The sequence below is a fragment of the Shewanella sp. SR43-8 genome (assembly GCF_014163775.1).
Taxonomy (GTDB): domain Bacteria; phylum Pseudomonadota; class Gammaproteobacteria; order Enterobacterales; family Shewanellaceae; genus Shewanella; species Shewanella vesiculosa.
On sequence record NZ_JACJDX010000004.1, the window covers coordinates 1 to 13,858 of the forward strand.

8 protein-coding genes and 1 tRNA gene are annotated in these 13,858 nt (G+C 44.8%); all 9 read left to right on the top strand.

Annotated features, from left to right (window positions below; all coding sequences use genetic code 11):
• Nucleotides 1–475 (top strand): cation diffusion facilitator family transporter (locus tag H5114_RS05805; RefSeq protein WP_182722436.1); only part of this gene is annotated, 475 nt, incomplete at its 5' end.
• A 105-nt stretch (nucleotides 476–580) separates the two neighbouring features.
• Nucleotides 581–657 (top strand) — tRNA-Trp (locus H5114_RS05810).
• A 462-nt stretch (nucleotides 658–1,119) separates the two neighbouring features.
• On the top strand, nucleotides 1,120–3,864 hold the full coding sequence (locus H5114_RS05815) for a TonB-dependent receptor (protein ID WP_182722437.1): 2,745 nt from the start codon (nucleotides 1,120–1,122) through the stop codon (nucleotides 3,862–3,864).
• Nucleotides 3,865–3,961: 97 nt separating this feature from the next.
• Nucleotides 3,962–6,307: a glycoside hydrolase family 2 TIM barrel-domain containing protein gene (locus tag H5114_RS05820; RefSeq protein ID WP_182722438.1), complete on the top strand. Its 2,346-nt coding sequence runs from the start codon at nucleotides 3,962–3,964 to the stop codon at nucleotides 6,305–6,307.
• 25 nt (nucleotides 6,308–6,332) lie between these two features.
• Nucleotides 6,333–7,376: a UDP-glucose--hexose-1-phosphate uridylyltransferase gene (locus H5114_RS05825; RefSeq protein WP_182698650.1), complete on the top strand. Its 1,044-nt coding sequence runs from the start codon at nucleotides 6,333–6,335 to the stop codon at nucleotides 7,374–7,376.
• A gap of 2 nt (nucleotides 7,377–7,378) precedes the next feature.
• Nucleotides 7,379–8,602 carry a galactokinase gene (gene galK / locus H5114_RS05830; RefSeq protein WP_182722439.1) on the top strand — a complete coding sequence of 408 codons (1,224 nt, stop codon included), beginning with the start codon at nucleotides 7,379–7,381 and terminating at the stop codon, nucleotides 8,600–8,602.
• Nucleotides 8,603–8,642: 40 nt separating this feature from the next.
• Nucleotides 8,643–10,205 (top strand): sodium:solute symporter family transporter, encoded by a 1,563-nt coding sequence (locus H5114_RS05835; protein WP_182698652.1) that lies wholly within the window; start codon nucleotides 8,643–8,645, stop codon nucleotides 10,203–10,205.
• Between the two features lie 4 nt (nucleotides 10,206–10,209).
• The gene (gene galE / locus H5114_RS05840) at nucleotides 10,210–11,238 is read left to right on the top strand and encodes a UDP-glucose 4-epimerase GalE (protein WP_182698653.1); all 1,029 of its coding nucleotides are present in this window, start codon (nucleotides 10,210–10,212) and stop codon (nucleotides 11,236–11,238) included.
• A gap of 12 nt (nucleotides 11,239–11,250) precedes the next feature.
• Nucleotides 11,251–13,845, top strand: coding sequence for a hypothetical protein (locus tag H5114_RS05845; RefSeq protein ID WP_182722440.1), 2,595 nt, complete (start codon nucleotides 11,251–11,253; stop codon nucleotides 13,843–13,845).
• Nucleotides 13,846–13,858: the final 13 nt, after the last annotated feature.

Sequence of the window (13,858 nt, forward strand, 5' to 3'; positions counted from 1 at the left end):
TGAGCATGAGCCAGTACATCATCATGATCATAATTTAAGAGCTGCTTATTTCCATGTTCTTGCAGATGCTTTAACGTCTGTTTTAGCCATTGTGGCGCTAGTCTTTGGTAAATATATGGGACTGACATTCCTCGATCCTGTTATGGGTATAGTTGGCGCAGTGATTATTACACGTTGGGCATGGGGGTTAATGAAGCAAACGAGTCCAATCTTGCTTGATAATTCAATCGGGTTGGACAAGAAGTCACGAATAAAACACTTCCTCGAGCATGATGGCGTTATTGTTACTGATCTTCATATTTGGAAGGTAAGCGCTGAACATTATGCTGCGATTGTCTCGTTACTAGTCCATAGTGACATTGATGCTGTGCAATTAAAGCAACAACTTGAAAGTAAGTTTTCGCAACTTAGCCATATCACAATCGAAATTAATCAATGTCCACTGGCATCCTGTAAAAGCATAAGCTACTCATAAATGCCTTTGAACGGCTTACTTGTGTGAAAAAACTGCAATTGAGCACTTTATTTGAAAAAGTACTTTACCTTTGGAAGGGGGTTTAGCATAATGCCCCTCGTCAACAGGGGTGTAGTTCCAATTGGTAGAACAGCGGTCTCCAAAACCGATGGTTGCGGGTTCGAGTCCTGCCACCCCTGCCAAATTTAGAAGGCCTAGCAGAAATGCTAGGCCTTTGTCTTTTCCGTTGCTATTTTTTCCTGGCAAATCCGCACTCTGATTTCAGTCTGCAATATTCAATTTATCCTTTTAAGATTGAGCAAGTTAACTCTTCCTATATTACTCGGTGAGTAAATCTTTTCTATAACACTATTTAGTTCCTTTTCCCTTTATTTCTTTTAGTTCATTTGCGCTATCTTGATGCACTCCATTGGGTTAATGCCCGATATTAGAGCAAAATACGCAAATCCTCTTAATTTACAATAAATTTTAATCCATTTAAAAACATAGTTTTACCCTTTTTTACCCACAATTGTGCAAATTTTTATGGAAAACGTTTACCCTTGGTGTTATAAAATATCTGCTAGATGGATACATCTAGTTAACAAAATGGTTGTCGCGCTCTCTACTCTATAAAAATAAATGTTAAGAGAATGGATAAGATAATGAAAAATAATATATTCAAACTCAGTAAAGTCGCAGTTGCATTGCTCCCTTTATGCTATGTAACTCATGCTTTTGCTGCGGAAGATGATACTAAAAAAGAAACAACAGAGGTTGCTGCTACAGCTACTGCCGAAGAAAAAGTTGAGGTAATACAAGTTAGGGGTTTTGCCTCAACTCTAAAACAATCGCTGTTTAGCAAACGTACTTCATCACAAACAGTCGAAACAATTTCTACCGATGATCTTGGCAATATGCCTGATGTGACTATTACTGACGCTCTTGCTCGTCTGCCTGGGGTGGCTGCCGATCGCGATCGTGGTAACGCAAGTCGTATTTCAATTCGTGGTATGGGGCCTCGGTTAAATATGGCCACTTTGAATGGCCGTGAGATTGTTAGTGGTGAGCCAAGTCGTGATGTGCGCTACGAACAATTTCCTGCTGAATTGATTAATTCGGTTCAAGTGTATAAAAGTCCAACGGCCAGTAATGTTGAAGGCGGTATTTCTGGCTTAGTGAATATGGATTTTGTCAGTCCATTAGCGCAAAGCGAACGTAAAGTAACATTAAGCGCTAATGGTATGTACTACGATCTGGCTGATGAATTGCCAGATGGGCAAACCAATGGCTCTAAATTGAGCTTTAGTATCGTTGATAACATTACCGATAACTTAGGTTATGCCTTCGGTATTGCTTATCAGGATCAGCCTTCAGTACAACGTGGTACTAAAAGTTGGAATTACAATAATGGCGCTGATAGAGGCGATATTAACGATAATGGTATCCAAGAGTCTGCACCTTGGGGCGCACAGTCAGGTGATAAAGTTGGTACCAATAAACGCTTAGGCTCTATGGGGATCCTAGAGTGGCAGGCGACTGATAAACTAAAGCTAAAATACGATCTGTTTTATTCAAAGTTTAAAATTGAAGAACGTGAAGATCAAATGTACTTCAATGACTTAGGAAATTATCAAAGCAGTAAAAATTGGAATTATAACAATTCTGCAGCTCAACCCGAGATCATCACAAAGGCCGACGGTAGTGAACAGCTTGTTGGAGGCGGGTTAGCCTATGCAAACCATGAGGTGCATAACGCAACTTGGTTCCAAGAAAACGAGTTGTTGAGTACAGGATTGAATGCGGTATGGGAAGGCGATATATGGCGCATTAAAGCGGATGTCGGTTTTTCTAAAGCACAAATCGATTCTGTATGGGTTGATATTATCTCTAGCTACAACGGCCCTAGTTATGATTTAGGTTGGAGTGTGGCCGATGGTAATAGTTTCAGCGCTGAAGTGCATGATAATTCGGCGGAAGGGTTAAGTGCAATAGACATCTCTAATCCAGATTATTACACCTTAGGGGCCATGGAATGGGTTGAGACGGCACCCGGTGTTTGGGAAGAACAAAATATTGGTATGATCGGCGATAATGACCGCGACCTGTCGGATCAAATGGTGAATACCCGTGTAGACTTTGAGCGTTATGTCGATTGGGGAATTTTTCAACAATTAAGCTTCGGTATACGTTATTCAGATCGCGAGAAGGAAAACCGTGTCATAGACTGGCAGAAAGCCGTTGTTGCTGATAATGGCTTAACTAATTACGGCACAAGCTATGCTCTTGGTGGTGGCTATAAGGTGCCTAACCTTTACGCATTAAAGGATTGGGATAAAGTCGCACATGATGCGTTTGGTGGGCTTGGTAGTGCTGATTATGCATTGCAAAACAGCGCCGATAAGCTCGCATCTTGGAATTTAACTGAAAAGAACAGTGCTGCCTATGTGATGTTAAATATCAACAGTGAATGGGGCGATACACCTTATTCGGGCAATATTGGCGTTCGTGTTGTAAATACTCGCTCAACATCAGAAGGTTATGAGCAATTGCTTGATGGCTCTTTAGGTTCTGCGAGTATTGATCATGAATACACAGAAGTGCTGCCATCACTTAACTTGTTGTTTAATATAACTGATGATTCACAAATACGCTTCGGCTTAGCACGTACTATGTCACGTCCTCCGTTGATTGAAATGCGTACCGGTTTTTCAATCGATACTACAGTAACGCCAAATACCGCTTCTGGTGGTAACCCTGAGCTAGATCCATATATTGCCAATCAGGTAGATCTTGGCTACGAGTATTACTTCTCTGACAGTGGTGCTATGACAGTGTCTTTATTCTATAAAGACATGCAGAGCCATATTGGTATTGCGACCAGCACTAAAACCTTGGATGGTGTCGACTATGAATATAGCGGCCCAGTCAATGGCGATGGCGGTGCAATTAAAGGGTTTGAAGTCTTATACCAACAGGGCTTTGATTTCTTACCGGCACCATTTGATGGTTTAGGCATCTACGCTAACTATTCCTTCACTGATTCAGAAGTGGAAGAATTCACACCACAGGATAATCCATATGCTTTAGCAGGCTTATCTAAAAATGTCGGTAACGTGACCTTGTGGTATTACAAGGAAGGGTTTGAAGCACGAGTAGGCTATGACTACCGTAGTGAATACACTGGGATCAATAGCTGGGATCCAAGCGAAATCTCCTTATATGATGCCCAAGCTACTGTAGATGCGAGTATTTCATATCAGTTCACTGATAACTTTAAAGTGATGTTACAGGGGCAAAACCTGACTAACGAAGCGTCAACAAGTTATTGGGACAACGATAAAACCCGTGTAGCAGAAAATGCAGAGTGGGGTCGCCGTTACGTGTTGGGCTTTACGCTCTCTATGTGACCATAACTGAAGCGCTCACTTATGTGAGCGCCTTGGTTCATTTTTCACTACCGGGATTTCTAGTTTTTGGTTTATTCCGTTTATAAGGTACCTTGGTATGTATTTCAAGTTGTTGTTTGCAATTGTATTACTGTGTTTCCCCAGTGTGCAAGTGCAGGCTTCGCCACAGGCGCAGACTGCTATCAAACTGTCGTTCAATGAGGATTGGCAATTCCAAAAGTCACCCGCACACGCAACCGTGTTTCAGCCTGAAGCTAAAGCATGGGAAAAGGTGAGTTTACCCCATACTCCTAAGCTTGAACCTTTGTTGGTTAATGACCAATGGCAGGGTATTGCTCTGTATCAAAAGCAATTCAATGCCCCTAAATCGTGGCAAGGACAAAGTCTTTACCTACGTTTCGAAGGCGCAATGAACTCCACTCGAGTGTGGTTAAATGATAAGCCAATAGGTGAGCATTTAGGTGGTTATCTGCCATTCAGTATTGATATATCAACTGCAGTAAATTACGGGGCTGACAATCAGTTAAGGGTGGAGTTAGACAATAACGATAATCCAACAACTGGTCCTAAACCGCTACAATTACTCGACTTTAATACCTATGGCGGTTTATACCGCGAGGTTAACTTATTCATTAAAGCGCCACTGCACGTCAGTGATGAGATGCTGACTAATTTACCTAATCGTGGCGGTTTACTGATTTCGAGCAAGATAGACAATAAGGCTAAGGCAAGTGTGGCCGTTCAGACCGATATCCGTAATCAAGGTAGTAAACCGGCTAACTTCACCTTAAAACAGGTGCTTGAGTTCGACGGTAAAGCGGTTGCAACAACAGCGCAAAGCTACACTTTAGCTGCCAATAGCCAGCAAGTCTTTGACCAGAGCCTAACGGTTAAAAAGCCAAAGCTGTGGCATCCAACTCATCCAAATCTTTATCAATTAAATACTGAACTTTGGCAAGGTAAAACCTTGCTTGAGCGAAGCAATAATAACGTTGGAATTCGTGAGTTCGCCTTTAATGCTAAGCATGAGTTGCTGATTAATGGTGAACCCTATTTTTTACGCGGTGTTAATCGTCATCAAGATTATCCCCATGTCGGTTATGCCACCTCAAATCAGGCTGATTACCGGGATGCGATCAAAATTAAAGAGGCTGGATTTGATTATGTCCGTTTATCTCACTATCCCCATTCACCAGCTTTCATGGATGCTGCAGATGAATTAGGTTTAGTGCTGATTGATGACATATTAGGTTGGCAGTATTACTCTCCAGATCTAGCATTTGCTGAGCAAACGTACCAATCTTGCAAAGATTTAATACGTCGTGATCGCAATCATGCCAGCGTATTAGCATGGGAATGTTCGCTCAATGAAACTGAGATGCCACTGGCGTTTATTGAGCATTTAAAAGGTATTATTCAGGCGGAGTTACCTGGTGCTATGTCTGCAGGTTGGCAGACTCAATACGATATCTATTTACAAGCACGTCAACATAGAATGCAGCATTATCAAACACCTATTCAGCCGTACAATGTGTCTGAGTACGGTGACTGGGAATACTATGCGCAAAATGCGGGTCTTAACCAACAGTCATGGGCTGATTTAAAAGATGATGAACGCACCAGTCGTCAGTTACTCGGTGCGGGTGAGAAACGTCTTTTACAACAAGCGATGAACCTACAGGAAGCGCATAACGATAATCTTCACACTCCAGCGTTTGCTGATGGTTATTGGGTGATGTTTGACTATAACCGTGGCTATGCCAATGACTTAGAAGCATCTGGCATTATGAGTATTTATCGTCAGCCTAAGTTCAGTTATTACCTGTTCCAAAGTCAGCGTGATCCGGCGTTAACGTCAACCCAATACAATGCCGGACCTATGGTGTATATCGCTTCAGATTGGCAAGCGGACTCTTCGCCAAATGTTCGGGTTTTTAGTAACGCGGATGCCGTCGAGTTATGGTTAAATGGCAAATTAATTGCCCGTCAAACGCCCGATAACGGCGCGAATACAGACAAGCTGCCTCATCCACCCTTTACTTTTCATCTGCCACGTTTTGAGGCCGGAAAGTTGAGTGCGAAGGCTTTTATTGGCAATAAATTAGTCGCAACCCACAGTGTTAGCACCCCAGAAGCGATTCACGCCCTTGAGATTTCACTCGATACCGCAGGTGTACCTGTTAATCCTACTGGCAGTGATGTGTTATTTGTCAATGTCAGATTAGTTGATACTAATGGCACCACCGTTCCTATGAATGGCAAAGTCGTCAGCTTTGAAGCCGATAGCGCTATTGAGGTACTTAACCCTGAAGCGATAGTGACTGAAAAAGGCGTTGCTACGGCTTTAGTTCGAGTACATAACGGCGCCAAAGGCGCGCACTTGCGAGCAAGTTTCAACCTTGAAAATGCCGTTACACCTTTAACTGCAGAGTTGAAATTCTAATACCATGAATGAGTTGAGTAATATCATGAACCCCGAATTTGATCCGACTGAACACCCACATCGCCGCTATAATCCGCTGCTGGGAGAATGGGTTTTAGTGTCGCCCCATAGGGCAAAACGTCCTTGGCAAGGCCAAGTTGAGGCTGTCGATGACGCGCCAAAGCCGAGTCACGATCCGAGCTGCTTTTTGTGTTCGGGTAACACACGTATTAATGGTGAGGTTAATCCGAGCTACACAGATACGTTTGTTTTCACCAATGACTTTGCTGCGTTAAAAGCTGATACGCCAAAATTTCAACAAAATTCTCCACTGTTTCGCATGCGTACCGAACAAGGTGAGAGTCGAGTAATATGCTTCTCACCCGATCATGCTAAAACCCTACCTGAGCTCTCAGTTGATTCAATCATTAAAGTGATTGAAACTTGGCAGAGTCAGTGTGCCGATTTATCCCAGCGTTATGTTTGGGTGCAAGTGTTTGAGAATAAAGGCGCTGTTATGGGCTGCTCCAATCCACATCCCCATGGGCAAATTTGGGCCCAGACCCAACTGCCCACACTAATAGAGCGCAAGCAACAAAGTCAGAGTGAGTATTTCAAGCAACAGGGTACAGCCTTGCTTGCCGATTATGTGGAGCAAGAAGTTGTCAGCTGTGAGCGTTTGGTGGTGAGCAATGAAGATTGGGCAGTGGTTGTGCCTTATTGGGCCGCTTGGCCATTTGAAACTTTACTACTGCCACGTTTTGCAATTCAGCGTATGACAGATTTAAGCGCCAGTCAGCAGGCCAGCTTGGCAGATATTTTGAGCCAAATTACCATTCGCTATGACAATCTGTTCCAGTGTTCCTTCCCGTATTCGATGGGATGGCATGGTGCGCCATACGATGGCGAAGCACATGATGAATGGCGCTTACATGCCAGTTTCTTCCCGCCATTACTGCGTAGCGCATCTGTGCGTAAGTTTATGGTTGGCTACGAAATGCTTGCCGAAGCCCAACGAGATTTGACCCCTGAGCAGGCCGCCGAGCGCCTACGTCAGTTGTCTCCCGTTCACTATAAAATGAAGTCTTAAACATGAATCAAGATACGTTGAACCTAACCCATAATAGCAATGATGATATCAATGCGATGAGCCAAGCAGTGGCTCAGTCGGACATTATCGCCCTGCTGGAGCAGACATTTGTAGAGCACTTTGGTTATGCTGCGACACAAATTAGCCATGCACCAGGTCGTGTGAATTTGATTGGTGACCATACCGATTATAACGGTGGTTTTGTGTTACCCGCCGCGATTAACTTTGGCACTTGGATGGCAGGTAAAGCAAGAAATGATCGCACTATCAATGTAGTTGCGCTGGATTGTGATGGTGAACGCATTAGTTTTTCCCTCGATGATATCGCTTTTGATAAGGTTTCGTCGTGGAGCAACTATGTCCGCGGCAGTTTGATTGCACTGGCTAAAGCATTACCAGATTTTGGTGGTGCCGATTTAGTGGTCAAAGGTAATGTGCCACGCGGCGCGGGATTAAGTTCATCGGCTTCATTTGAAGTGGTGACCTTAAAGACCATGGCGGCACTGTATGATTTACCTTTATCTGGCGTACAAGCAGCCTTGATGGGGCAGCAAGCCGAAAACGAGTTTGTGGGATGCAACTGCGGCATTATGGATCAGATGATTTCTGCCATGGGTAAACAGCACAACGCTATGTTGCTTGATTGTCGTAGTCTAGACATTCAATACGCTCGTATGCCTGAAGATCTTGCCATCATCATAGTCAATTCCAATGTAAAGCGTGGCTTAGTTGATAGCGAATACAATACTCGCCGTAAACAGTGTGAACAAGCTGCAGCCTTATTAGGTAAAACCTCATTACGTGATGTGACCTTAGCCGAGCTTAATGCCGCAAAAGCGGATCTCGAACCGATACTTTATCGCCGAGCCCACCATGTGATCAGTGAAAGTCTTCGCACCTGTGACATGTTAGCGGCACTTAATCGTCACGATATGGCACAGATCAGCACATTAATGGCTGAGTCACATGATTCTCTGAAAAATGACTTTGAAGTCACCACTTCACAGTTAGATATTCTAGTGTCCTTGTTGGCCGACAAGCTTGGTGAATATGGCGGTGCCCGTATGACTGGTGGCGGTTTCGGCGGTTGTGTAGTGGCACTAACTGAACGTAGCCATGTGGATAACGTGCTTGCCACATTAGCCGAGGACTATCACGCGGCGACAGGGCTTAAGGCCGATGTCTATTTATGCCATGCGGTCGATGGGGCCTTCGTTGCCGTTTAGCGCATTAACATAAGATAAAACAATAATAAGAGTAAAGAATATGAAGCTCGCTACACTCGATATCGCCATCATAGCCATTTACGCTATTGGTTTGTTGTTGGTTGCATTATGGATTTCACGCTCAGAGAAAAATCACGAGCGCAATACTGAAGATTACTTCCTCGCCAGTAAAGCTTTACCTTGGTGGGCGATTGGTGCCTCGTTGATTGCCTCGAATATTTCAGCCGAACAGATTATCGGTATGTCAGGTTCAGGTTATGCCATAGGTTTGGCTATTGCCTCCTATGAATGGATGGCGGCCATTACCTTACTATTGGTCGGTAAGTACATGTTGCCTATCTTTTTGAAAAACAAGATTTTCACTATGCCGCAGTACTTAGAGCAGTGCTTCGATAGCCGAGTAAAGACAGTGTTGGCGCTATTCTGGCTTGCGGTGTATGTGTTTGTAAACTTAACCGCTGTGCTGTGGCTCGGTGGTTTGGCGATTCAAACGGTCACGGGAATCGATTGGTTTACAGGCATGATGATGTTGGCCATTTTTTCAACGGCATACTCGCTTTATGGTGGCTTAAAAGCCGTTGCCTACACAGATATCATCCAAGTCGTGTTATTGGTGTTTGGTGGATTGATCTTAAGTTACTTGGCCTTAGATGCTGTATCCGATGGTGCGGGTGTGATAGCCGGTTTTGGTGTGTTGACTGAGAAACTACCTGAGCATTTTGACATGATCTTAAGCAGTGATAATCCGGCTTACATGAGTTTACCCGGCATTTCAGTGCTGGTGGGCGGCATGTGGATCATGAACTTAAGTTATTGGGGCTTTAACCAATACATTATTCAACGCGCATTGGCGGCTAAAGATATCCGTGAAGCGCAAAAAGGCATGGCATTTGCGGCTTACTTAAAGCTAGTGGTACCGGTTATTGTGGTGTTGCCCGGTATCGCCGCTGTTGTTTTATATCCCAATCTTTCTGCGCCCGATCAAGCTTATCCGTCGATGATAGAGCTGATGCCAGTTGGGATTAAGGGGTTAGTGTTTGCGGCGTTAGTGGCGGCAATTGTTTCGTCTTTGGCCTCGATGACTAACAGCATTTCAACCATTTTCACTATGGATATCTATCGTCATCTCAAACCGGCTAAATCACAAACCCATTATGTGTTTGTGGGCCGGGCGGCAACCTTAGTTAGCCTAGTGATTGCGATGATCATGGCGGAGCCGTTACTGGGTAAATTTGACCAAGCCTTCCAATATATTCAGGAATTTACTGGCGTATTTACGCCGGGTATTGTGGTGATTTTCTTAATGGGCATGTTCTGGCGTAAAGCGTCACCGGCAGGCGCCATTGCGGCGGCTTTGGGTTCCGCCGTAGGGTCATTTGTACTTAAGTTTACTTGGCCGACATTGCCTTTTATGGATCGCATGAGCGTGGTGTTCCTTTTGTGTTTAGGACTCGGGGTGTTGGTGTCTTTACTGCGCCCAAGAACGCAGCCAAGTAATACTGTGGATTTAAGCCAAGTGTCTTTTGCGACCACGCCATCCTTTAATCTACACACTGCGATTATCGCGATTATTTTAATCGCGCTGTACACAACTTGGTGGTAACACGATGAAAGTATTAGTGACAGGTGGCGCAGGTTACATAGGTTCGCATACCGTTTTGGCATTATTACAACAGGACCACCAAGTGGTGGTGTTTGATAACTTGTGTAATGCCAGTGAGGTGCCGTTAGCGCGAATTGAAGAGATGACGGGCAAACATATTGAGTCTGTCCGTGGCGATATTCGCGATGAAGCAGCATTAGATGCGGTGTTTGAGGCGCATCAATTTGATGCGGTGATCCATTTTGCTGCGCTTAAAGCGGTTGGCGAATCAACCCAAAAACCGCTGGCTTATTATCAAACCAACGTACACGGCAGTGTGTGTTTGCTTGAGGCCATGCAGCGTCATCAAGTCACTGATTTTATTTTTAGTTCATCGGCGACAGTCTATGGTGAGCTGGCGATCGTGCCTTATCTTGAGTCAATGCCGCTAGGGTCTCCTTCGAGCCCCTATGGTGCGACTAAGGTGATGGTCGAGCGCATTATGGCCGATTATGCGGCCGCTAACCCTGAATTCAGGGGCGTATCCCTACGTTATTTCAATCCTATCGGTGCTCACGAAAGCGGTAACTTAGGCGAAGATCCTAAGGGGATCCCGAATAATTTATTACCTTATTTAGCCCAAGTCGCAGTGGGTCGCCGCGCCCATTTAAGTGTCTTTGGTGGTGATTATCCAACGCAAGATGGCACCTGTTTACGGGATTATCTGCATGTGATGGATTTAGCCGAAGGCCATACGGCGGCGCTTAATTGGTTGGCAGACCATCCATTGCAGCGTGGCATTGAAGCGTTCAACTTAGGAACGGGTCAAGGTGTGTCAGTGCTGGACATTATCGCTGCCTTTGAACAGGCGAGTGGTGTGCCTGTTCCCTATGAGATAGCGCCACGTCGCGCGGGCGATCTCGCTGCATTTTGGGCCAATGCCGATAAAGCCAGCACTGTGCTAGGTTGGCAAGCTAAACGCAATCTCACCCAGATGATGCAGGATACTTGGCGTTGGCAAAGTCAAAATCCTTCGGGCTACAGTGAAGAATAAAAGGAATTGTGCATGAAATTACTCACCAAATTAGCAGCAGTGCTTGCGTTATCACCTTTGTTACCGTTATTGAGCGCGAGTGTTTTTGCGGATGATGCGAAGGTTGAAGACGGAGTGTTGTACCTAGACGATGGCAGTGAAGTGCGTCACTTTGGCGTGAATTACTCTGCGCCATTTGCCTTTACCTACCGTGCTATGGTTAATAGCGGTGTTGACATACACGCCGCTATCGATATGGATGTGGCGCATCTTAAGCGTCTTGGGGTGACGGGCTATCGTGTGCATGTCTTCGACAGAGAAGTTTCCGATGTAAAAGGGAATTTAGTCGATAATGTTCATCTAGAACTGCTGGATTATTTACTGAATAAGCTTGCCGCTAATGGTATTCGCGCCATTATTACCCCGATTGCGTGGTGGGGTAATGGTTATCCTGCGCCGGATACTGAGACTCAAGGATTTGCTAATGGCTTTACTAAAGCGCAGATGAATACCGAGCCTAAGGCTATTACGGCAACGCACACTTATCTGAAACAATTCTTTGCTCATAAGAATCGTTATAGTGGTGTGACCTATGGTCAGGATGCCAACATTATTGCCTTTGAATTGTTTAACGAGCCGAGTCACCATGGTGATGTTTATCAGAGTCAAAGCTATATCGATGGTTTAATTAAGGTGAGCCATGACAGTGGCGTAACGAAACCGCTGTTTTATAACATTAGCGAGCAGGGCGACAACCCAGCCTTTGCAAAAGCGGTATGCGATTCTAATATCGATGGAATTGCCTATCAGTGGTATCCGACTGGGCTAGTAAAAATGAGCCGGATTAACAGTAATACTCTGGTCAATGTTGCCCATTACACCAATCCCTTCGCCGATATTGCGGCCTGTAAGACGAAGGCGAAAATGATTTATGAGTTTGATGCCGCAGATGTAACTGCCAGTGTCATGTATCCAGCAATGGCACGCAGTTTTCGCGAGGCTGGATTCCAATGGGCGACTCAGTTTTCCTACGATCCGGCAGTCATTGCGGGCAGCAATGCTGATTACAATACCCATTTTCTTAATCTACTTTACACTCCGTCAAAAGCCATCAGCTTTTTGATTGCCGGTGAGGTATTTAGACAAGTTCCTCGCGGTTTTGAGGGCGGTGCTTATCCGCAAAGTAATCACTTTGCTGACGTGAGCTTAGATTATGGCCACGATGTCAGTGTATTAAATCAGCCAGCGCGTTTTTATTACAGTAATAACACAGATGAAAAGCCACAAGCGCCTAAAAAGCTTGAGCATATCGCTGGCGTTGGCAGTTCTGCGATTGTTAACTATGACGGCAATGGTAGCTACTTTTTAGATAAGATCTCTGATGGTTTATGGCAATTAGAAGTGTATCCCGATGCCTTAGTGTTATCTGATCCACATCAGAATTCGAGCTTAAAACGTGAAGCCGTCCGTTTGTATCAAGCCTCGCGACATTTTAATCTGGCTCTGTCGGATTTAGGCCAGCATTATTGGCTGCAAGGTATCAACCAAGGTAATAGCGCTTCGCTACAAGCCAGCAAAGGCACAGTGCAGTTAACGCCTGGCAAGTATTTACTCGCTAAGGATAAATCGTTACTTGCATCAAAGCAGGGCAAGGTTGATGACCATTATTATCTGCCGCCTATGCCGCATCAAACCTTAGGCTTAGTGCACCAGAATGTGCAGGCGCTGAATCAGGGGGATGCGCTCTCCTTTAGCACCAGTGTGATGGACGCAAAAGCGATAGATAAGGTTGAGCTTTATGTGCGCTATCTTGGTGATAGTGAGTTTAAGGTGTATCCGATGCAAGCCCATGGCAGTCTCTATCTCCAAACCCTCACTGATGTCAAAAACTGGCAGCGCACTGGGGCGATTGAATATGCTTTTGTGGTGACTCAAGCTGCTGATCAAACAAGCTTTCCAGGTAATGCTGAGGGAAATCCAAATGAATGGGATTTTGTGAAGCGCAGTGGCGCAGCTTTTTATCAATTTGAGTGGCGTGCTAAAGGCACTCCGGTCAGCTTGTTTAATGCCACGCTCGATAGAGATAACTTAATTTATCCACAAAATGGCCGTAGTGAATGGCGTTTCCAAAGTGGCGTGCGCGATCAAGGACTTGGATTGCAACTTTATCTCCCAAATCTGCTGACATCTGCTACAGGTTCAGAAGCTGATAATATGCTCGTACGTATCTCATCAGCCAAAGATAATGCGCTTTCTCAACATTCCCTGAAGGGATACAATACCGTTCAGCTGCGAATCTATGCAGACCAAGCCAATGAACATGTGTCTGTTGCGCTGTTAAACGAGGATGGACTAGCCTATGGCGCGGTTGTTACATTGCAAGCTGGGTGGCAGTCTATTAGCATACCATTAGCTGATTTATCGCCAATGCCGACGGTATTAACAAAGGCTTATCCCATGTTTATGCCGATGAATTATCCTCATTCTGAACCCTATAGATTCGACGCTGAGGCGCTGGGGAAATTACAAGGTGTGCAGCTGGGGTTTGTGGCAAAGGATTATGAGATAAAGGCGCGGGACAAAGGCCATAATATTGTCTTGTCTGAAATAAATTTAATTAAGAGGTAAGTGCTATATCGAT